The organism is Enterococcus sp. C63 (assembly GCF_040887215.1).
GTDB lineage: Bacteria > Bacillota > Bacilli > Lactobacillales > Enterococcaceae > Enterococcus_B > Enterococcus_B hirae.
In genome coordinates this window covers 149,382-170,013 of sequence record NZ_JBFOFI010000005.1, presented here as the reverse complement: position 1 = coordinate 170,013, position 20,632 = coordinate 149,382, and the positions used below count along the sequence as shown (strand labels likewise).

Below are 20,632 nucleotides of genomic sequence, written 5' to 3'. Positions count from 1 at the left end.
TATTGCTAATAAAGAATCTTTTACAATAGAAATAAATGATTGAACTTTACATAAAAAACATCAAAGCTAGTCATTTCTGATAACTTTGATGTCTGAGGATTATTAACAGTTGAGTCTAAAAATTTTTTAGTTGATTTTTTCTATATAAGAAAAATCTGCTAAATTTAGTTCCTTGATAAGACGATCATAGACTTTTCTAGCAATATAAGCATGCTCTTCCACGGTTCTTCCAGCAGTGATTTTGGGTAGTTGTGTTCTGCTGCTTGCCGTTTCAACCAACGGCAATGCTAATTGATAGTTGAACTGATCATCAGTTTTCACAACTTTAACAGTATTGGACAAGATCAGTGAATCAAAGAAGATACTGGAACGACGATTCTTATATTTTTGAGCTTGGATACGCTCAATGATTACTTCAACTTGATCAAAATAATAAGTTTCGTTGACGTCACCGATCAGTTCTACAAGTTTTAAAAATTCTGATGGCACAGGTAATTGTTTCTTTTGTAAATAAAAATAATTGGCAAGAGAATAAGATAACTTGTTATGATAATTTAAAGAAACAAATCGATAATTCTCATTGCCGGCAACCTGTCTCGTCACAGGAATAAGATCTTCTAAGGTTGCATAAAAATAGGTTGAATTAGACACGAAACATTCTTGCCAACATTCATTTCCCATAACCAACTGTTTTTCCGTTTGCGACAAAGGACTAATAGCTTGTAAAATCTTGGCTGCAGCTTCTTCAATTTCTTTTTGATAAGTTTCTTCCTCAAATATTGGAAAATTCAACTTATAACGACGATTTTCCCGCTTGATTAGATTTTCATCAATCAACTGATCAAGAAAAGCTTCAAATTTCGGTTGATCAAAAATTTTTTTCAACTCTCTCAAAATAATGTCTTCTTCTTGATGATGATGCAAATACTCAATCAAAGTTGGAAAAACAGCATTGTTTACTAGTTTGCTAAGCAACTGCTGGTGATTTTGTGAATAAAAATAGTTCATTTTTTCCCCTTCTCGTTTTCCCTAGCTCAATCGGAAATAGGCCGAAGAATCCCAAAAATACGAGCAACTATTTTCGGATTCTTCGGCTTATCTTTTAAAGCTGAACACTTCTGTTCCAACCTCATTTTGATCGAACAAGCTAGGCTGGCATTGTGAGCCTGGAACAAATAGCTGTCAGGCTCTTTAATAAATCGAATAAAAGGTGTTAGCAACCCCTTAGCTAGCTTAGTTAAAAACTGCTGTTAGCTGAGGAACGACTTGTTTCTTACGAGAAACAACTCCTTTTAATAAGGCACGATTGTTCGTTAATTTAACTTGGAAAGCTTCTTCGACTTTATCTAATCCCTGACCAGCAACTAATAATTCAGAATCGCTATCTAGGATATTCGTTACCACTAGGACAAAGAGGTCATATCCATTTTTAGCCATTTCTTCAGTCATCGCTTCTTCCAGTTCCGTTTGACGAGCCATTACTTCGCTTAAATCGACTGTATTCACTTGTGCAATACGAACATTAGCTTCTCCCATTGGGAAGCTTTTGGCATCAAGGTCAAGTAAAGTTGCAGCGGATTTATCGCTAAGGTTTGTACCAGCCTTTAACATATCTAAACCATAGCTTGTCAAATCAACACCTGCGATTGTCGCAAGTTCTTTTGCAGCTGCTTCATCTTCTGATGTGCATGTTGGTGATTTGAATAGCAATGTATCAGATAAAATTGCAGAAAGCATAATGCCAGCAATCTCTTTAGGAAGTTCTACTTGGTTTTCTTTATATAACTTCAAAATGATTGTACTTGTACAACCTACTGGTTCAGCTCGGTAATAAAGTGGATTGGCTGTTTCAAAATTTGCAATCCGATGATGATCAACGACCGCTAAAATTTCTACTTCTGCAATATCAGAAATACTTTGTTGAAATTCATTATGGTCCACTAGCATCACTTGTGTTGCTTCTTCTTTTGCTGATTGAACGACACGTGGGGCAGATAACTTAAAGTAATCTAATGCATATTGTGTTTCTTCGTTAGGTGTACCTAAAGCTACAGCTTCAGTTTCTTTTCCTAGTTGATTTTGCAAGTGTGAAAAGGCGATTGCCGCTCCAATTGCATCTGTATCTGGATTTTGGTGACCAAAAACTAAAATTTTTGACATTTGTCTCGCTCCTTTATGGTTTCTCCTACTTAATAATAGCAAAAAAACCGAAAGAAGCAATACTGACGCTATAATTTCTAGGATGGAAGAAATTCCGATCCATCTTACTTTTATATCAAACAATCGTAAACAAAATTTTTGATAGCGCGAAGTACCATGGAACAGTCATTTAAAAAGTTGGCCATGCCATTACTCATTTCATTGCAGAACTCTTTGTACTGAAAGAAAAAGTTGGGAAAAGTAAATCATTTATCGTTTTTTTTCTTTACTAGCCTTTAATGACTACTTAAGTTTTGAGCAAACGGTTCAACTAAGCGGTTTTCAGCGATTACCTGTGCCATCCATAAACTTGATTGTTTCGGTAACCGTTTATAGCCATTGTCCAGATCGACACGATAAAAACCATATCTATTTTTATAGGCATTCAACCAACTCCAACAGTCAGAAAATGTCCACATATGATACCCAAAGCAAGGAGAACCTTCTGAAATTGCCTGCTGCAGTTGCGTCAAATGTTCAAATAAAAAATCAATTCGGTAGTTGTCGTCAATCATATTCTCTTTATTGTTGAACCGTTCTTCTTGCGACACACCCATCCCGTTTTCTGAAATATACCATGGAATATTGCTATAACTGTTTTTTAACCGCATCGCAATATCATAGATTCCCCGCGGATAAATCTCCCAACCACGATGTGGGTTAATTCGTTTCTCCGGCCAATCATAACCTCGGAATAAATCTCTTAGTCCTGTGATTGGTCGTTTCTTTTCTTGAGGTGCTTGAACACGTAATGGCTGGTAATAATTACAACCAATAAAGTCTACTGTATTCTCCGCAAAAATTTCTTTATCACCTATTTCTGTTTTAGGAAGCAAATCACTTTCTCGTAATACCTCTACCAGCTCTTCTGGGAAAGTACCTCGTACCGCACAGTCCAGAAAGCTGCGAATATAAAACAGGTCTGCCCACTTTGCAGCAGCCACGTCTTCAGCTTCTTCGCTTTTAGAGTAAACGGGTGCTAAATTGAGAATGATAGAAATTTGTCCGTCATTAAAAGAAGAGCGCCGGTACTCCTTTACAGCTTTCGCATGCGCTAGTAGTGTGTGATAGGCAACTTGTATAGCTCGTTTAAAATCATGCACCTTGGGCCAATGTGCATCTCCCATATACCCACATTCGATGTGTACAAGAGGCTCATTGAACGTCGCCCATTTTTTTACTAAATCGCCAAAAGCTTCAAACGCAGTCTTTGCGTAAAATGCAAAATGATCCGCTGACTCACGAACTTCCCAGCCACCTTTTTCCATCAGCCACCAAGGCATATCAAAATGGAACAAATTGATGATCGGCTCAACGCCATTATCCAGCATTTCCTGAAAATAGGCTCGGTAAAAATCAACAGCTTGCAGATTTAATGTCTTGCCATCCGGTAAAAGACGCGTCCAAGCAATCGATGTCCGATAGGAATTTAAATTCATTGCCTTCATACAGGCAACATCTTCTTTGTATTGATAATACGTATTAGAAGTATTTTCTGGTCCTGTTCCGTTATAAAACAATTCTGGTTCTATTTCAAACCACTTATCCCAAGTTGATGGGCTCTTGCCATCAACCAAAGCAGCTCCTTCTGTCTGAGGGGCAGAAGCCGCTGCTCCCCACAGAAAGTTTTGTGGAAATGTATCCATTTAAAATTTCCTTCCTTTTCTATCGTTTTATCCACTGATTCCCTTCAGTCAGTGAACCCAATGATCATCGTTTATGTTGGTTCATTCTTTTTCTCATTTATATTTACCATGATTTGGCAAAATTATTTAGTCAGTGTGATACTCGTTCTCTTTGATCTTTATCATGAAACCATTTGTTTGACCATCATCGCTATGCTAGTTGCTAATAATCTCATTTTGATTTCTCCAAACTCTTGATGTTTTGTTCAAACAAAGCTGGACGCTAGGAACATCCCCAACGTCCACTTTGATGTTAAAGATGATTATTCGGTTTTAGCCCAACGATCATATGCTTTTTGATAAGTGCTGACAAAATCATTTAATCCCATTGATTTTAATGTACTGACATATTCATCCCATTTAGCCAAACTTTCCACACCTGTAATAAATTTAGCTTCCATTTGCTCTACATAAGTCCGAATGTCCGTCGCGTTGATCGCAATTTGATCTGCTTCATCTTTCGTCATATAAACAATTGGGAAAGGTACCTCGGTATTGGGCATGATTTTCTCGTTGATTTCTTTCATGCGAAATTCCGTCCATACACTAGGATCAGGATCGTTGACATTAGCTAAAACACTTTGGGCATAATCGTCTTCTAATCCCGGTACGACTAAGCCATAATCCATTGCAATTTTCCCACGGTCTTCTTCCATCTTTTGTTTATTTTCACCTGTATATACCCGAACTTTTTCTCCAGAATCGTTTGTTTCATATTTCCAAAATGCCCCTTCTGGACCTTTTGTCATTAAATCTTGTCCTTCTTCTGTGTAAAGATAGTCCGCCCATCGCATTGCTGCCTCTGGACTTTTACATTTATTGGTAATCGCAAACGTTCCAGTTGTTACACGAGGATGACCTGGTGCTAAAGGTGTATTTTGAATACTTGAAGTAACTGGTGAAAACATTGGATCTGATAAAGACTCCTCAGGCATTTTACCAGTAGCCATGTATGAAGCATACGCGCCAAATAAACCGACTTTATCTGTTTGTGTGTTTCCTTGATACTTTTCTTCTGACTGCGAGAAGACTTCTGGGTCCAGCAATCCTTCAGAATAAAGTTTATTCATATACGTTAAATATTCCTTATAGTTAGCCGATGCAGCAGCATAACGCACTTTTCCGTTAACTTCTTCGATTCCTAGAGATTTCATACCAAAAGCAGGTAGCAACCACGTACGAATAATTGCCAACTTGTTGCCGTCTGATAACGGAATCTCATCTTGTTTGCCATTACCGTTGGGGTCTTCTTCTTTGAATCGCTTCAACAATTTATATAACTCATCCGTGTTTTTTGGCAATTCGGTTACCCCTAATTTTTCTAGCCACTCGCCGTTATACCATAAAGGTGAGATATAAAGAGGGCTAGAGGTATCTTCTGGATATAATCGTGGTAAAGAATAAATGTGACCATCTGGTGCAGTAATTGATTTTTTGAACTCTGGGTTCTCATCAAGGATTTTCTTTAAATTTGGCGCATAGTCATCAATCAAATCCTCCAAGGCAATTAAAATTCCTTGTGATCCATAATCTGATTGTTTGGCATTTGAAAGACCACTTCCTGCACCAAAAATAACATCTGGTAACTCACCAGAAGCAAAAGCCAAATTCAATTTCGCTTCAAAATCTGTACTTGGCGGAGTAATATAATCAAAATTGATTCCAGTTAATTCCGCTAACGCTTTAGCCGAAGCTAACTCATCCCATTCTGCTTCTCCACCAGGAGCCATCATCGTCATGTTGATTTTTTCTTTGACGATTGGCATTCCGGTTTTTTCAACGGCAATAGTTTCTTCTTTTCCAGCAGTATTTCCCTTGTTCCCACAAGCACCCAAAAGAGTTGTTGTCAACACTAATGATGCAATTACTAAATAACATTTTTTCATTCATTTCACTCACTCTCTTATTTATTTTTTAGTTAGCCTTTCAAAGAACCAACCATGACACCTTTAACAAAGTACTTTTGTAAAAACGGATAGATCATAATGATTGGTAATGTCGAAACGATCATTACTCCATATTTAATGACTTGTGCAAGCTGTTGTTTACTATAAGCCACTTCTGCTGCCGCTGCTGTCATCTCTGTTGTTCCTTTTGTTAAATCTTGATTCACTAAAATCTCTCGCAGGATTAATTGAAGCGGATACATTGATTTGTTTGTTAAATAGATTAACGCGCTAAAATAACTATTCCAATGGGCCACTCCGCAAAATAGTCCCATTACTGCAATAATTGGCATTGATAATGGTAAAACAATCTTCATAAATATCTGAAAGTCAGAACATCCATCAATCAATGCCGCTTCCTCCATTTCTCTAGGGATGGTGGATTGAAAGAAAGTACGTGTAATTGCAATATTATAAACTGAAACGGCCCCTGGAATAACTAACGCCCAAATCGAATCATTCATCCCTAGATTTTTAATCAATAAATAAGTAGGTACCAAACCGCCACTGATAAACATAGGAACCATCAAAAACTTCATAAATAGATTTTTCCCATAAAATTCTGCTCTTCCTAGAGCATATGCACAAGGAAGTGTACATAATAAATTGATGAATGTACCTAGTAATGTGTAATAAATCGTGTTCCGGTAACCTTGCCAGATACTTTTATACGTAAAAATCGTTTTGTAACCATCCCAAGTGATCTTTTTTGGCAATAACCACATTTCTCCAGAATTGACGGAGGTCGGACTAGATATAGATGCGCTTATAACATAAATCAACGGATAAATAACCAACAAAAGGGCAATGGCAATAAACAAGTAGATGAGAAACATGAAAAATTTGTCACCTTTCGATGATCGGATCGCTTTTGAATACATTATTTTCCCTCCATTACCATAAACTTGTTTCGCTGACTTTACGCGAAATTTTATTTACTGTGATCAATAAAAATGCGTTGATTGCTGCATTGAACAGTCCGACAGCTGATGCATAGCTGTACTGTGCGTCAAGCAACCCTTGTTTGTAAACAAACGTGGCAATCACATTTGAAGAATCCATATTCAACGCATTTTGCATCAACAGGATTTTTTCATAACCTAATGACATCAAACTCCCCACATTCATGATCAGTAAAATAACCATAGTAGGAATGATAGTCGGTAGGTTGATATACCAGATTCTTTGCCATCTCGTTGCACCATCAACAGTTGCAGCTTCATGAAGCTGTGTATCAACACCAGATAATGCAGCTAAATAAATCACTGAACCCCATCCTGTTCCTTGCCAAACCCCAGATAATACGTAGATCGTTTTAAACCAACGAGGATCTGTCATGAAACTAATTCGCTCAAAACCTAGAAAAACCAGTAGATGGTTAATAATACCGGTGGAAGGCGTCAAAAAAGCAATTAACATACCGCAAACGACAACGACTGAAATAAAATTAGGTGCATAAGTCACTGTCTGCGTAAATTTTTTAAATTTTCCATCTTTCAACTCATTTAGTGCTAGTGCTAATATAATCGGTAGCGGAAATCCTACGACCAAAGAATATATACTGATACCTAACGTGTTTTTAATTAGATCCCAGAAATAGTAGGAATCAAAAAAACGTTGGAAATGCTTAAATCCTACCCAAGGACTTCCAAAAATTCCTAATGACGGGATATAATCCTTGAATGCTATAATCACGCCGTACATGGGACCGTAAGAAAAAACAGCAACCACCACCAATGCTGGAATGACAAAAACATACAGCTGTCGGCTTTTATATAATTTTTTTTTGATCTCTGACCATTTTGTTTTCTCTTTCTCTTTATTGACATCAAGTAATGCATCAGCCATTTTTTAACCTCCTTTTATGAAGTTCACTCATCTCTATCCTTGTGGCTTTTTTAAAATTTCAAGACCAATCAGCCCAATTGCTGGTTTCTCTAATTCACTGCTGAGGATATATATTTGATCTTCGTCCGTATATACTTCTAATTCTTTTTTTGTAGATAAATCTTTAATCACATGATGTTTATCGGCCTCAATGTCAGCTAAAAATATTTTTTCTTGTGTAAAGCGAATACTTTGAAAGGCATAGTGTATGGTTTGATCTTTGCTGTATGTTAATTTCCACTGATTTTGCCATTCTTTAGGTTGTGAGCGAGTTTCATAGATTCCTTCTCCATAGATATTTAGCCATTTCCCAATTTCCTGTAAGATTTTGGTTTCTTCATCAGTAAAGGTACCATCTGGTTTTGGCCCAACTCCTAAGATCAAATTCCCACCTTTGCTGACCACATCGACAAAAGTTTCCAATAGTTCTTGGGAACTCTTAAAGCGATCATTTGGTACATAGCCCCAATCATCACCAATCGGGATATTACTTTCCCAAACTTTCTTGGGAATTTCAGCTAGTTCTGGCACCTTTCGTTCAGGGGTCACATAGTTCTCATGTCTGCCCCCCATCATACGATCCACAATAATTAATTCCGGTTGCTTCTCACGCGCGATTTCTGCTAATCGATCCATTTCCAGGTCTTCTTTTTTCTGTCCACACCAACCAGCATCTAACCATAAAAGATCCACATGACCATAGTTATGCGTGATTTCTTTAATCTGATTATGAACAAAACTTACGTAACGTTGCCAAATTTCTGGGTAACGTTCCGTATCATAGCTCGCATGACGCCCCTTAATCGTATCGTCATCCAACCAATAAAACGGCGAATACCAATCGGCTTTTGAATAGTAGGCTCCTGTTGCTATTTCTTCCTTACGAAAAGCCTCAAAAACTTCTTTTAAAATATCTCTTTTAAACGGGCTTTGTTTACCGCCAACCTTATATTCTGTTTCAAGAGTATTGTACATATTAAACCCATCGTGATGTTTCGTTGTAAAAATACAATACTTAAAGCCTGCTTCTTTACATATACTTGCCCATTTCTTTGCCTGTAATTTTTCTGGGTTAAACTCTTTAATCAAATTCCAGTAGTCTAGTTGCAGTTGTTTAAAATCTTTCCGAAACTCACGCCCTTCTCTTGCCCAAAGGTCTTTTTCAGAAAGTTGCCAAGATTCTACGATTCCTGCTTGAGCATAAAGTCCGTAGTGAAAAATCACGCCAAGTTTTAAATCTTGAAACCATTCTAATCGTTCTTTTAGCATTTCTGTTTCTGGATAAGTCCTATGATCTAATTCAACCTCTTTAGGTACTTCGATATCTCCACGTATCGCCATTTATGAAACCCTTTTCATGTTTGTGCTTTAAATTTACAAAAAAAGCAAGGCAACAGCAATATGTAAAAAGCATAAGCTATGTAAAAACAGCATAAAGCGTAACTTATTTAGAGGATATCTATATCTTATCTCTTAGTCGGAAAGTAACTATGTAAAAGTAGAAAAAGCTATGTAATAATCGCATACTGATAGAAAACATAAATAAACCTTACTATAATAAAAAGAGCTGTATGACTAATACAAGGAGGTTTTAGCTATGAATCAACATAAACGATCACCACATTCTATTTTTGATTTCACCTATTCTTTAGGAAAATTCTTGCTTTTTCTCATCAAGCTCCAAGTATTTTGGTTTTTATCGGTATTAAAAGGTTGTATTCTACTAGGAACTTTTCCCGCAAGTGTTACCGTTCTCAAATTTTTCTATCATTTATTTGAAGAAAAACAAATTCCTCAACTCTTATATTCAGATTTTCAAACAAGCTTCAATAATCTGTTTATTTCAACAAATCAACTAGGCTATGCTGCTGGCATGTTACTAGGATTTCTATGGATGGATCTGAGAATTGCAGCTGTGTATTTACAAAACCCTTTCATTCATATGGGGATCTTATTATTATTTATCGCAACTGTCATAGTCATTCTTTATTTATTCCCAGTATTTTTACGTTATGATTTGTCATTCACACAATATTTCAAACAAGCATTATTTCTATCTTTGTGTAGCTTGATTGAAACCGTAGCGATTATTCTGGGGATCTTTGTCGTGACGGTTGTCTCTACCTTTTTCCCAATTTTGACAATCGTGGCTTTTGTGCCTTTATTCTGTTTGCCATTAAGTTGGTTCTCTTTGCAATCAATGATTAAAATTGAAGAAAAAAATCGTACGTTAACGCAATAACAAAAAACAAACCTTAAATCAAACAAACAGCTAAAAGCTACAACAAAACTGCAAGGAGATTTTACAAGGAAACCTCAATAATAGCTCTTTTTTTAACTTACAATCTACAATGCGATTCGTCAGCCCTTTAGGTAAAAGCCAAATGTCTGTTTCACTCCTTATTCATAATTTTCGCCATCAAAGGGAACCTTCTGCCAATCGTTGACTCAAGCCTTTTTTCAATTTTTGCTAAGGCTACTACCTGTTACTTATCCCTTTCATTTATTATTTTCCAGAAGCTGATTGGCTATGTATATTCATCAACTTTCACTATGTCAAATAAACAGATTATGTACTTTCAAGCTAGTTATTTTCTTTTTTTATAAGTGCTATATACTGAAAATGAAAACGATTACTTCAAGGAGGTTATTATGCAAGTTTCAATCGAACTTACAGATGTCATGCGTGATTTTTTTGAAATTGCGACAAACGAATTAGCGTTAACTATTTCAGATAATGGAAAACCACTCCAACTGATTCAGCGCAACGGTTCATTAAAAATTGAAAATAAAGAAAACGAAACGTTTATCTATTTTCAGGAAAAAGCCCATCTTTTTCGAGCACTGTCACTTTGGTTAGATCGCTGTGAAGAAGAATTTGCTTATGAAGAGTTTCCGCAATTTGAAAAAATTGGGCCCATGGTAGATCTTTCTAGAAATGCTGTGATGACTGTTGATCAGCTGAAACACTTTTTTGTTCTTTGTAGCAAGATGGGATTAAATAGTTGCATGCTTTATATGGAAGATACGTATCAAATCCCTGATTATCCTTATTTTGGTTATTGTCGTGGTGCTTATTCTCTTGAGGAATTAAAGGCGTTGGATGCTTTTGCAGAGACGGTAGGGATCGAGCTGATTCCTTGTATTCAAACGCTGGCTCATTTAACTAATCCGCTAAAATGGGGATTTGCCAATGGCATGAGAGATACAAGTGATATTCTCCTTGTGGAAGAGGAAAAAACATATCAATTTTTAGATCGTGCAATTTCTGTGATCGCAGCCGCTTTTAAAACGTCAAAAATTCATATCGGGATGGACGAAGCTCATGATCTGGGACGTGGTCATTATTTAACCCAGCATGGTTTGATCGATCGCTTTGATATTATGGAAAAGCATCTGAAAAAAGTAATGGAAATCTGCAGGAACTATCAGTTACAGCCCATGATGTGGAGCGATATGTTTTTTAGAATCGGTTCAAAGTCAGGAGACTATTACGATAAAGACGTACATTTTCCAGAAGATTTGATTGCAAAGATTCCTGAAATTAGTATGGTTTATTGGGATTATTACCATCATTCAAAAGAAGAATACCAATTGCATTTTTCAAATCATAAAAAATTGCAACGACCAATCGTTTTTGCGGGCGGTATCTGGACGTGGAATGGTCTTGCACCAAATTATGGAAAATCGTTTGAAACGACCAGTGCTAGTCTTTCTGTCGCAAAAGAGGAAAAAATCAACGAAGTTTATGCTACTTTATGGGGCGATGATAGTGCTGAAACACCGATCATCGCAAGTTTGTTAGGTTTACAACAATTCAGCGAGGAACAATTTGCTCCTGAAGTAAGCATGGAACTGATTAAGGAGCGTTTCCGTCTCTTCCACCATCTTGAAGCTGATGATTTTTTACTGCTAGATGCTTTTGATCAGACGAAAGGTGTAGCAAAAAATAACCCTGATGGATCAAATAGTAGTAAGTTGGCACTTTATCAAGATCTATTATACGGTCTTTACGATGTTGATCTGCAAAATTTAGAACTTCCTTCGCATTATAAGGACTTAAGTGAGAAACTATCTAGCGTAACAGCTAATGAGGACACACAAACGATGTTTACTTTTTATCAGAAATTAGCACAAGTCCTTTTTATAAAAACAAATTTGATCGGTCGCTCTTATCGAGCCTACCAATCAAAAAGGAATGACCAGTTACAACTAATCCTTCACGAACTGGAAGTTCTCACCAAAAAGATCAATGAGTTGCAACACCTCCATCGCCAGCTATGGTTTGAATGGAATAAACCCTTTGGCTATGAAATTATCGATCTTCGTTACGGTGCCTTAAAAAGTCGGATAGAAACAACCGTTTGGCGACTGAATAAATTTTTAACAGGAGAAATCAAGCAATTGCCTGAGCTTGAGCAAACGCCTTTACCCTTCGATGCTCCTTTCAAAACAGCAAGCGGTGTCGGGCGAAACTTGTTCCATGGAATTTATAGTGCTAGTAAACTATCAGATATCTAAAGGCAGGGATAAAAAATGAAAAAGAGAACTCTTTTTTTGGTCATTCTGAGTATTTTTTTGTTGGTCACTGCTGCTTCTCAGCTTGTCAGAAACGTGCCTCGTGTCGAAGCAAAACAGACATCTACTAAAATCACTGGGAAAATCAATAATCAAAGAACTGCGAACATCTGCCATCAGCTTTTGCAACAAAATTTAAAGGCTGCAACGGATAAAAATCTGAACGACTATTTAGCAACACTAGTCAAAGATGCACATAAAGCGACCACAAAAGAAATGCAGCAATTTTTTAAAGACTATGATGTCAGTCATGAACTGCTTTCTTTCGAAGTAATCAAACAAGCACCTCAATCGATGTTAGTAGCGGCAGAACAAAAAACAGTGAATCATGGGAAGAAGGCATATCGAGATCATATCACAACGGCATATCACACCTTTATTTTGGAAGAGAATGAATGGAAAATCAAAGAAACAACAATGACAAATACACAATTTTTAAATTAGGAGTGTTCATATGAAAAAATTCAATAATTGGCCCACCGACTATCCTGATCCTAACTGGTTTATCCATGATCGTTTTGGTTTGTTTATCCATTTTGGTTTGTTCAGTGTGGGAGCTAGACACGAATGGTTTATGACCACAGAACAAGTCTCTTTAGAGGAATATTCAAAAAAATATTTTCAGCATTTTAACCCTGATTTGTTTGATGCAGATGCTTGGGCAAAAGAAGCCGCTCGCTGTGGGGTAAAATACATGGTATTCACGACAAAACATCATGAAGGCTTTGCCTTATGGGATACGAAACAAACTGATTACAAAATCACCAATACTGCTTTTGGACGAGATCTTCTGGCAGAGCTACTCCCGGCTTTTCGCAAAGTCGGGATCAAAATCGGGTTATACCACTCACTGATCGATTGGCGCCATGAACATTTCCCACTGGACGGACTGCATCCTGAAAGAGAGAACCAGAAACTGCGAGAAAAAAATTCTGAAAGAGATATCAAGATTTATCAACGCTATCTTCGCGAACAAGTCAAAGAACTACTGACAGAATATGGAAAAATCGATTATTTATGGTTCGATTTTTCTTACAGCCACCGCGATTGGAGTTGGTCAAAAGGAAAAGGGCACATTGATTGGGATAGCGAAGCACTAGAAAAGCTCTGCTTAGAACTGCAACCCCATCTCCTATTGAATGATCGGCTTGATTTAGGCCATGGCATCACTACTCCAGAACAGTTTCAACCTGATAAACCATTAGAGAAAAACGGCATGCCTGTTATCTGGGAAGCTTGTCAGACAATGTATGGTACTTGGGGGTATGACCGTGACAATATGGAATGGAAAAGTAGTGAGATGCTTTTGAAAATGCTGATTGATACCGTTTCAAAAAATGGGAATTTCTTGATGAATATTGGTCCTAATCCACGAGGAATGATTGATACGAAAACGTTGGAACGGCTACATGCTATCGGGGATTGGATGACCCTTCACAAAGCATCTGTCATTGGCTGTTCATATAGCGCCTTTGAAGCTCCTGACGATTGCCGATATACACAAAATGGAAACAAGCTTTATCTGCATCTCTTTTCTTATCCTTACCGCAACCTTCATCTTAAAGGATTAGCAGGTAAAGTTGAGTTTATTCGTCTGCTCAATGATGGCTCGGAAATTTTTTATCGAGGATTTGATCCGGACGAAGTGATTACTTCTACAGAAGCAGTAATTGCTCCAGAAGATCTTGTCATCACCTTGCCAATCATCAAGCCTGATGTGCTGATCCCAGTAATTGAAATTACCTTGAAAGACGATTAAAGAGCAAATATAAAGCAGATGATACTTCCTTCGTCGATTCACAAAAAATACTGGCATCGAAAGCTTGTAAAAACATACTTTTAGTGAGAAATATCGTAAAACATTTGAATAACTACCCAAGTTGTATGCTGAAAAAGCAACAATTTGGGTAGTTATTTCAGTCTTTTACAATTATTTGCTTTTGTTTTTTTAGTTAGAAGCTCAAAACTGGAAATAAAATGACTTCTTCGTCCTGCTCCAGTTCGATGCCCTCCTTAGTTTACTCCTATTTATTGCTTATAAAGTTCCTTCTCTATTCATTGTTCGGTATTGACCTGGAGTCACACCAACGTTCGTCCTGAATTTTCTCGTATAGTTTGAAACATCATAATAACCATTCTTTTGAATAATCGTTTTTATTGGCAAATCAGTTTCTATTAAGTCTTGCTTGATTTTTTCTAGCCGCAATTCTTGCAGATATTTTGAAAAAGTAGTACCTGTTTCTTTTTTGATAAAACGGCTAAGATACGAAACGGAAAGTTGAAATTCATCTGCCAACTTTTCCATAGATAATTGGGAAGAAGCATAGTTTTTGTGAAGATATTCGAACAATTCTTTTTTCAGCACAGACTCTTGATTTTGTGGCTTAACTTGCATTACCTCACAGATCATTTTTGCGAGCATTAATAGTTGTTGCTTCAATTCGAGTAAATTACTAAACTTGGCACTTCTTTCTGCTTTTTTCAAAATTGTTTTATTTTGCAAATTACTACTTACTTTAGCAACTGCATTTAATAGATAAAAACCATACATTTTTTGTCCACTATAAGAAAAATGTTCTTTAATCCCCCGCTCAATCAACGATTCAATCGTTTCCGCAGCAATCGTTAAGTCTCCTTGACGCAGACTTTGAATCAATTTCAGTTTTTCTCCATCTGGGTAATTAATGCTAGTTGAAGACTCTTCACTTGGAATTTCATTATAGAAAACAAAGTTATTTTCTACTGTTGAATAGTCTAATGCGGCCAAACCTTCAATATAAGAAGCATTGATCTTCGTAAGGTTTTCAGTACTATTTCCTACTCCTATCCTAAAAGTACCGTAACACGCTTTTTTTAGTTGCTGAATCATCTCTATTACAACTTTCTTGTGACTAGTTTTTTCATAGGTACTAAAGATATAGGCGGTCACTCCTGCAGATAGGATCTCTGTACCATATCCCGAAAAGTTCTTTCCGCTTACTTTCAGCGGTAACTCATTAGCTGTGTCGTCAATGCTCTGGATAGGATAATCAACTACGACGACAAAATAGCAAGTACCGGTAAAATGTACTTGGACAGAGTTCAGTAGAACTAATGAATCTTCTGGAGACTTAAATTTCCCTCCTAAAATTTTTCTAAGGACCTGTTCTCTCGCATGGGGAGTCTGTCGTTTAATTTCTTTATGTAGCTCTTCATGTTCGTTCAAAAATTGCGCCAACGTTTCATAGACATTCCCGTTGGAAACAGCTACACCGATTTTATTTCGATAATATTGATCAATCAATTTTTCAATGTTGCGGATTGGCTGTGAAAAACGAGTACCTATAATCACTACAAGCACTAGACCAAACACAAATATCACAAAAAAAAGTTTTAAAAACTTTTGGTGGATGGTATTGATCTTTGTCAAAGCTTGTGATGGATCCATTACAGAAACAAATGACATATTCAAATCCCTGCTATTCAAAGACTGGACAAGATAGTTTCGATGGTTGTAGTAAAAATTATCCTGTTGCAAGATCATTTGAATTTGCTTCGGCTGATGCAAATGCGCCGTTAGTTTGTTATTACTGGTATCTGCTGCTAGAATACGATACGAGTCATCAATCAGATAGTTGGTACTGATACCATCACTATTGGAAAGATTCAACAGCTTATTCAAAATCGAAAGATTGATTGAATAGATTGCTGCGCCATAAAAATGCATTTCTGCATCTTTAATTGGAACAATGTAAAAAAGTTGTGTGGAATTGGGTTCTTTTTTCAGGGTTAGCCCAGTTGGAATATCGTTATCTAGATGTGAAAGCAGCTCTTTTTTATCAAGCGAATGATTATTGATTTTTCGTTGCAAAAAATTGTCCACTGTCAAGCTACCGGCAGATGAAAACAATGTATTTGGGTTTTCTTTGTAGTAAAGATAAATTTCCTCAACAAAATCATTACTTAGCTTATATTGTTGCAAGCTAAGCTGTCCTTCACGAGCATAATAACTATGGGAAAGCCTTCCAGGTGAAAGATTGGTGTTATAAGGAATATGTTGAGTGATATTATCCAATTGCAAAAACTTATTTTCAGATGAGTACTTCAATTGGAGTAACTGGTTCTTGGCTGTCAAAACAACTTGCTGATTAATGCTTTCTTTAGCCGTATGAAACCAAATTAACGATACCATAAAAAATGGCACTAGAAAGACAAAAAGATAAGATAAAATCGACTTAGAAAGCTGTCTGTGCTGTTTATTTTTCCCGTTAGTAGCAACTTCTCGTACCATATGTCCCTCCTTGATTCTTTAGCTAATCCTGTCGTGTTATCTAGGGCTTTAGTTACAAATAGCAACTTTTCATTTCTATAATTACTCCTCACAATTCCATCCGCACTGGTCAATGAATAGATATCTACAGGTTGCTGATCCCGATTAAAATACCTAAAACAGCTGATCCATCAACTTCATAGAACCATTTTCATTATCCTGACAATCCAGCTTTTTGCCGCCACATTTTATTTACATATATCACAAATCTAATTTTTATCTGTTATTCTTCCATCGTTTCCTTTTATTCCAATGTATGTATGCCTCGATTATAAAGCGCTTTCTAATCAAAGGAAATCCTTGCTTAAAATTTTGATCATTGTTCAAAAATTAGCAAGATTTTCGTTCAACTCATTCATTTTTATTCAAAAGCATTTTATTCGCAAAAAGAAAGCGCTATAATAAAAGAAAAACTTGGAGAAAAAAATGGAGACTAGACGTACAAGCGATCTTTTAAGCTATTTGGTAAAAAAGAAACAAGCAACTTCCAAAGAACTTTGTACTCACCTTCACTGTAGTATAAGTACACTTCGCAGAGAATTACTTGAGCTAGAAAAACGAAAATTGATCCGCAGAACTTGGGGCGGAGCGATCTTGAACGAAACGACAAACATGGAATATACTTATCTTCAAAGAGAAGCCAGTAATATCCCGGAAAAAAAGATTATCAGTGAATTAGCACGAGATTTTATTGCACCAGGTATGTGTATTTTTTTAGATTCCAGCAGTACGGTTCTACACCTTATTCCACTACTTGTTAAGATACCTAACTTAATTATCATTACCAATGGTTTGCGTACAGCTTTAAAGTTAAGTGAATGTCAGAACGAATCTTTAAAAATTTATTTGACTGGCGGTGAAGTCAAACTTAATGCTAGTACAGTTATTTCAAATACACTTGATCCCATTACCAGTTCCTTTCGTTTCAATGCTGCCTTTTTATCTTGTCGGGGGCTCGACCATGAAGGGATTTATGAAGCAAACTTCAATCAAGCACAAATAAAAAAAGAAATGATGAATAAAGCACAAGAGATTGTTTTATTGGCTGACGAAACGAAATTTGACTCTACTCATTTTTTCAAGATAGGTGATTATTATGATTATGATGCGATTGTTACCAATAAAAAACCGCCTAAGATTTATCATAGAATCATTGAAAAAAATGACATTCACTTGGTGTATCCCACTGAATGAGAAATATAAATGGACAAAAAACGATTGGAGCATCCAATATTTCTCATTGTCCAACTTGTTGATAGAACTTTTGCAACCAGCCAAACAAACGCCCTTGTTACTCACCCTTTTTCTTCTCAAAAAGCAGGTGACTCAAACAGCACTTATTTGCTTCATCAAAAGAAACAGCACACCTACATCAAACTATTATGGATTAACCTAAATTCACAGATCATCGAACAAGACAATCCGCTATCAAAAGTGTTTTGGTATCGCTAAAAAAATGAACATACAGCATTGAGACCATTGCTTAATTGGCTCTATCATTTATGTGACTGGAGGATTCTTCAGTCACATTTTCGTGCGCTTTGTGCGAAACAAAAAATCTGAGACAGAATATGATTCATTCTGACCCAGATTTGATTTTACACAGCTACTCAGTTCTTATTGATAAAGAGTCGCATTTGCTAAACATTTTTTGTAATAATTAAGTTAAAAATAAATAAACCAATATAGCAAAACAATTATATAAACTATGCGTTATTATGGAATACCAAATGTTTTGTGTTTTTATATAGACAAATCCTAAAAGAATTCCACTTAAGAAAATCACTAAACCGAATCCATGAACAAGTGCAAATAAAAAAGCAGAAATTAGCATTATTATATACTGACTTTTTTTATTAGTTTGAAGGTTAATCATACAGAAGCGAAAAACTATTTCTTCTAAAATTACGCCATAAGTAATTGCGCTAAAAAAGAAGAAAGAGAGTGAATTTTTTAAATCACTCGGGCTTAAACTTTTTGAAATTGGTGTATTAATCAAATTAATAATAAATAGTATGAGAAATGAAGAAATAACAACTCTTAAGAGTTTTGTTATACTGATTTTTTTCAATTCTTGGATTAAAGTAGAATAAAATAAAACGACTGACAAAATGAAAAAGAAGATACTACTATGCTCAAATAAAAAATAAATATTCGAGGGTACACCAAGCGAAGGAATAATAAAAGTTAAGAGTAAGTACGTACTACAAAATAACCATTTAACCATTCAATCACTATCCAATAGGAATATAATCAATATACTGTGTGTTTGCTGTTGCAGTTTCTGTACGAACATAACGATTATCAACTTTCCTATAAACTTTATAGGTTACGGTTATTGTTGCATTTTGACGATATTTTTTAAATTTTCCACTTGCAGAAGTAGTTCTATTTAATTCGATTTTCATTCCAAAAATATTAGCACTAATGGATAATTTTGTACCACGCGTATGAGTTTCTACACCTAAATAAGTTCGAGTTCCTTTCTTGATTGACCAGTTTTGAGGTTTTGACCAAGTTCTCGTTTGAATAGTAGATTCATCTAATACGTAATAATAGTCATCATCAGAATAAGCAACTATATTAGAAATATTATGCTCACTAGCTAATACTCCAACGCTAGGCATAATGGCAGAACCTAAAGTCAAAATGGACGTTGATAATGACATTGTTTTAAATAAATGCTTTTTCATGGTGTTCTCTCTCAGTAACAATAGATTAAGAAAACGTTTTCTGTGTTTTTAGAATAATAGAAAAATTTAAGGTTGTCAATATTTATTCTATATAAATTTTGTTATTTAATTTTGCGATAAAACCAGTCAAAAATAGAATAAACCATCCATATATTAGTTAAATATTTGTAATTTTAACTAATTTACCTCAAAGAATCCTGTAAAAGCTTGTTCATACGTGATGTCTCTTTTTTCTTTTTTGTTCATTGTTAAAAGAAATTCCAGAAACGCAAGATGAAAGCTTTCGAGTGAAGCTTCAAACCTTCTGTACTATGAAGATGGGAACACCAATGCGCTGATTTCTCCGTACTCTAATGGGAAAATAGAAGCGAAGAATCCTCATGAAAAGACAACCAAACGAGTAACTTACAGATTTAAATCAATTAATTAAAGTAAATGAAAAAAATCTGAGACAGAATGAGATTCATTCTGACCCAGATTTGATTTTACACAGCTACTCAGTTCTTATTGCTAAGATATCCTCGATAGTCTTCTGTGTGAAGTAGTCGTTTGGCATTCTCGACTCTTTCTTTTGTTGGCGGTTCAATACCTTCTAGTGGATAATCTAAGCCAAGTGTTTCCCACTTATATTTCCCCATCGTATGGTAAGGTAGAATCTCTACTTTAGCTACATTGTTCAATGTCTTGATAAAGTCATCCAGCCGAATCAAGTATTCATCATAGTCACTGCGTTCAGGAACTAATACGTGTCTGATCCACACTGGCTTATTGATTTCAGAAAGATATTGCGCCATCTCCAGAATATTTTCATTATCCCAACGTGTTAACTTTTTATGCTCTTCGTTGTCGATGTGTTTGATATCAAACAGTAACAATTCAGTATACTTCATCAATTCTTGAAAACGAGAAAAGAATGGTTCGTCACGCGTGAAAGGCTTCCCACAAGTATCTAGCGTAGTATGCATACCACGCTCTTTCGCTTTCTTGAACAGTTCGATCAAAAAATCGATCTGTAATAAAGGTTCGCCTCCACTAACAGTGATACCGCCTTCTGAACCCCAATAGGAACGATAGCGCTCTGCTTGGTCTAATAGTTCATCCGCCGTATATTCTTTTCCTCCGCCTATATTCCACGTATCAGGATTATGACAAAATTCACAACGCATGCGACAACCTTGCATAAAAACGACGAATCTAACGCCTGGTCCATCTACAGAACCAAACGTTTCGATCGAATGAACATAGCCAATTGTTTTTTCTTCCATAAGGATCACTTCTTTTCTTTGATTTCATTTTATTTCAAAAGACACTTGAATCAACCGATTGCTAGGAAAA

General features: G+C 36.0%; 17 protein-coding genes and 1 pseudogene. 7 read left to right on the top strand and 11 right to left on the bottom strand.

Going from position 1 to position 20,632, the window contains the following annotated elements:
• Positions 1–126: 126 nt before the first annotated feature.
• The 7 genes from AB3H90_RS09200 to AB3H90_RS09170 form a co-directional block, all read right to left on the bottom strand.
• Positions 127–1,008, bottom strand: coding sequence for a DUF1803 domain-containing protein (locus AB3H90_RS09200; RefSeq protein WP_368016612.1), 882 nt, complete (start codon positions 1,006–1,008; stop codon positions 127–129).
• A gap of 225 nt (positions 1,009–1,233) precedes the next feature.
• Complete coding sequence (locus AB3H90_RS09195) at positions 1,234–2,160, bottom strand: manganese-dependent inorganic pyrophosphatase (RefSeq protein WP_010719439.1); 927 nt, start codon at positions 2,158–2,160, stop codon at positions 1,234–1,236.
• Between the two features lie 275 nt (positions 2,161–2,435).
• A complete protein-coding gene (locus AB3H90_RS09190; RefSeq protein ID WP_368016611.1) occupies positions 2,436–3,845 on the bottom strand; it encodes a glycoside hydrolase family 1 protein in 1,410 nt (469 codons plus the stop codon).
• Between the two features lie 302 nt (positions 3,846–4,147).
• Entirely contained in the window at positions 4,148–5,770 is a 1,623-nt protein-coding gene (locus AB3H90_RS09185; RefSeq protein ID WP_081128673.1) for an extracellular solute-binding protein, read from the bottom strand.
• A gap of 32 nt (positions 5,771–5,802) precedes the next feature.
• On the bottom strand, positions 5,803–6,711 hold the full coding sequence (locus tag AB3H90_RS09180) for a carbohydrate ABC transporter permease (protein WP_034700323.1): 909 nt from the start codon (positions 6,709–6,711) through the stop codon (positions 5,803–5,805).
• 13 nt (positions 6,712–6,724) lie between these two features.
• Positions 6,725–7,678 carry a sugar ABC transporter permease gene (locus AB3H90_RS09175; protein WP_034867549.1) on the bottom strand — a complete coding sequence of 318 codons (954 nt, stop codon included), beginning with the start codon at positions 7,676–7,678 and terminating at the stop codon, positions 6,725–6,727.
• A 33-nt stretch (positions 7,679–7,711) separates the two neighbouring features.
• Complete coding sequence (locus AB3H90_RS09170) at positions 7,712–9,058, bottom strand: alpha-L-fucosidase (protein ID WP_368016610.1); 1,347 nt, start codon at positions 9,056–9,058, stop codon at positions 7,712–7,714.
• Between the two features lie 256 nt (positions 9,059–9,314).
• On the opposite strand from AB3H90_RS09170, the gene AB3H90_RS09165 reads away from it, so the two are divergent.
• The 4 genes from AB3H90_RS09165 to AB3H90_RS09150 all read left to right on the top strand — a co-directional run bounded on the left by AB3H90_RS09165 (position 9,315) and on the right by AB3H90_RS09150 (position 14,054).
• Entirely contained in the window at positions 9,315–9,959 is a 645-nt protein-coding gene (locus AB3H90_RS09165) for a DUF624 domain-containing protein (protein WP_368016609.1), read from the top strand.
• Positions 9,960–10,369: 410 nt separating this feature from the next.
• Positions 10,370–12,238 carry a beta-N-acetylhexosaminidase gene (locus AB3H90_RS09160; protein WP_368016608.1) on the top strand — a complete coding sequence of 623 codons (1,869 nt, stop codon included), beginning with the start codon at positions 10,370–10,372 and terminating at the stop codon, positions 12,236–12,238.
• 15 nt (positions 12,239–12,253) lie between these two features.
• On the top strand, positions 12,254–12,739 hold the full coding sequence (locus tag AB3H90_RS09155) for a hypothetical protein (protein ID WP_368016607.1): 486 nt from the start codon (positions 12,254–12,256) through the stop codon (positions 12,737–12,739).
• Between the two features lie 10 nt (positions 12,740–12,749).
• Positions 12,750–14,054, top strand: coding sequence for an alpha-L-fucosidase (locus AB3H90_RS09150; protein ID WP_094940800.1), 1,305 nt, complete (start codon positions 12,750–12,752; stop codon positions 14,052–14,054).
• A gap of 276 nt (positions 14,055–14,330) precedes the next feature.
• Here AB3H90_RS09150 and AB3H90_RS09145 read toward each other — a convergent pair whose 3' ends face one another.
• Positions 14,331–16,565 carry a helix-turn-helix domain-containing protein gene (locus tag AB3H90_RS09145; protein ID WP_368016606.1) on the bottom strand — a complete coding sequence of 745 codons (2,235 nt, stop codon included), beginning with the start codon at positions 16,563–16,565 and terminating at the stop codon, positions 14,331–14,333.
• A 465-nt stretch (positions 16,566–17,030) separates the two neighbouring features.
• On the opposite strand from AB3H90_RS09145, the gene AB3H90_RS09140 reads away from it, so the two are divergent.
• Both AB3H90_RS09140 and AB3H90_RS09135 read left to right on the top strand, forming a co-directional pair.
• Complete coding sequence (locus tag AB3H90_RS09140; RefSeq protein WP_010737385.1) at positions 17,031–17,798, top strand: DeoR/GlpR family DNA-binding transcription regulator; 768 nt, start codon at positions 17,031–17,033, stop codon at positions 17,796–17,798.
• A gap of 9 nt (positions 17,799–17,807) precedes the next feature.
• Positions 17,808–18,056, top strand: coding sequence for a hypothetical protein (locus tag AB3H90_RS09135; protein ID WP_368016605.1), 249 nt, complete (start codon positions 17,808–17,810; stop codon positions 18,054–18,056).
• A gap of 208 nt (positions 18,057–18,264) precedes the next feature.
• On the opposite strand, the gene AB3H90_RS09130 is transcribed toward AB3H90_RS09135, so the two are convergent.
• On the bottom strand, positions 18,265–18,831 hold the full coding sequence (locus AB3H90_RS09130) for a CPBP family intramembrane glutamic endopeptidase (protein ID WP_081001079.1): 567 nt from the start codon (positions 18,829–18,831) through the stop codon (positions 18,265–18,267).
• 7 nt (positions 18,832–18,838) lie between these two features.
• The gene (locus AB3H90_RS09125) at positions 18,839–19,297 is read right to left on the bottom strand and encodes an LMxysn_1693 family intestinal colonization protein (protein ID WP_368016604.1); all 459 of its coding nucleotides are present in this window, start codon (positions 19,295–19,297) and stop codon (positions 18,839–18,841) included.
• Positions 19,298–19,530: 233 nt separating this feature from the next.
• On the opposite strand from AB3H90_RS09125, the pseudogene AB3H90_RS09120 reads away from it, so the two are divergent.
• A pseudogene (locus AB3H90_RS09120) lies at positions 19,531–19,727 on the top strand (ISL3 family transposase); the annotation flags it as partial.
• A 67-nt stretch (positions 19,728–19,794) separates the two neighbouring features.
• On the opposite strand, the gene pflA reads toward AB3H90_RS09120, so the two are convergent.
• On the bottom strand, positions 19,795–20,562 hold the full coding sequence (gene pflA / locus AB3H90_RS09115) for a pyruvate formate-lyase-activating protein (protein ID WP_010737384.1): 768 nt from the start codon (positions 20,560–20,562) through the stop codon (positions 19,795–19,797).
• Positions 20,563–20,632: the final 70 nt, after the last annotated feature.

Excerpts from the sequence above, each read along its gene's own strand:
- AB3H90_RS09200 (WP_368016612.1), bottom strand. The coding sequence starts at position 1,008 with ATGAACTATTTTTATTCACAAAATCACCAGCAGTTGCTTAGCAAACTA.
- AB3H90_RS09160 (WP_368016608.1), top strand. The coding sequence starts at position 10,370 with ATGCAAGTTTCAATCGAACTTACAGATGTCATGCGTGATTTTTTTGAA.
- AB3H90_RS09185 (WP_081128673.1), bottom strand. The coding sequence starts at position 5,770 with ATGAAAAAATGTTATTTAGTAATTGCATCATTAGTGTTGACAACAACT.
- AB3H90_RS09140 (WP_010737385.1), top strand. The coding sequence starts at position 17,031 with ATGGAGACTAGACGTACAAGCGATCTTTTAAGCTATTTGGTAAAAAAG.
- AB3H90_RS09150 (WP_094940800.1), top strand. The coding sequence starts at position 12,750 with ATGAAAAAATTCAATAATTGGCCCACCGACTATCCTGATCCTAACTGG.
- AB3H90_RS09145 (WP_368016606.1), bottom strand. The coding sequence starts at position 16,565 with ATGGTACGAGAAGTTGCTACTAACGGGAAAAATAAACAGCACAGACAG.
- pflA (WP_010737384.1), bottom strand. The coding sequence starts at position 20,562 with ATGGAAGAAAAAACAATTGGCTATGTTCATTCGATCGAAACGTTTGGT.
- AB3H90_RS09190 (WP_368016611.1), bottom strand. The coding sequence starts at position 3,845 with ATGGATACATTTCCACAAAACTTTCTGTGGGGAGCAGCGGCTTCTGCC.
- AB3H90_RS09155 (WP_368016607.1), top strand. The coding sequence starts at position 12,254 with ATGAAAAAGAGAACTCTTTTTTTGGTCATTCTGAGTATTTTTTTGTTG.
- AB3H90_RS09175 (WP_034867549.1), bottom strand. The coding sequence starts at position 7,678 with ATGGCTGATGCATTACTTGATGTCAATAAAGAGAAAGAGAAAACAAAA.
- AB3H90_RS09180 (WP_034700323.1), bottom strand. The coding sequence starts at position 6,711 with ATGTATTCAAAAGCGATCCGATCATCGAAAGGTGACAAATTTTTCATG.
- AB3H90_RS09135 (WP_368016605.1), top strand. The coding sequence starts at position 17,808 with ATGGACAAAAAACGATTGGAGCATCCAATATTTCTCATTGTCCAACTT.
- AB3H90_RS09130 (WP_081001079.1), bottom strand. The coding sequence starts at position 18,831 with ATGGTTAAATGGTTATTTTGTAGTACGTACTTACTCTTAACTTTTATT.
- AB3H90_RS09195 (WP_010719439.1), bottom strand. The coding sequence starts at position 2,160 with ATGTCAAAAATTTTAGTTTTTGGTCACCAAAATCCAGATACAGATGCA.
- AB3H90_RS09125 (WP_368016604.1), bottom strand. The coding sequence starts at position 19,297 with ATGAAAAAGCATTTATTTAAAACAATGTCATTATCAACGTCCATTTTG.
- AB3H90_RS09165 (WP_368016609.1), top strand. The coding sequence starts at position 9,315 with ATGAATCAACATAAACGATCACCACATTCTATTTTTGATTTCACCTAT.
- AB3H90_RS09170 (WP_368016610.1), bottom strand. The coding sequence starts at position 9,058 with ATGGCGATACGTGGAGATATCGAAGTACCTAAAGAGGTTGAATTAGAT.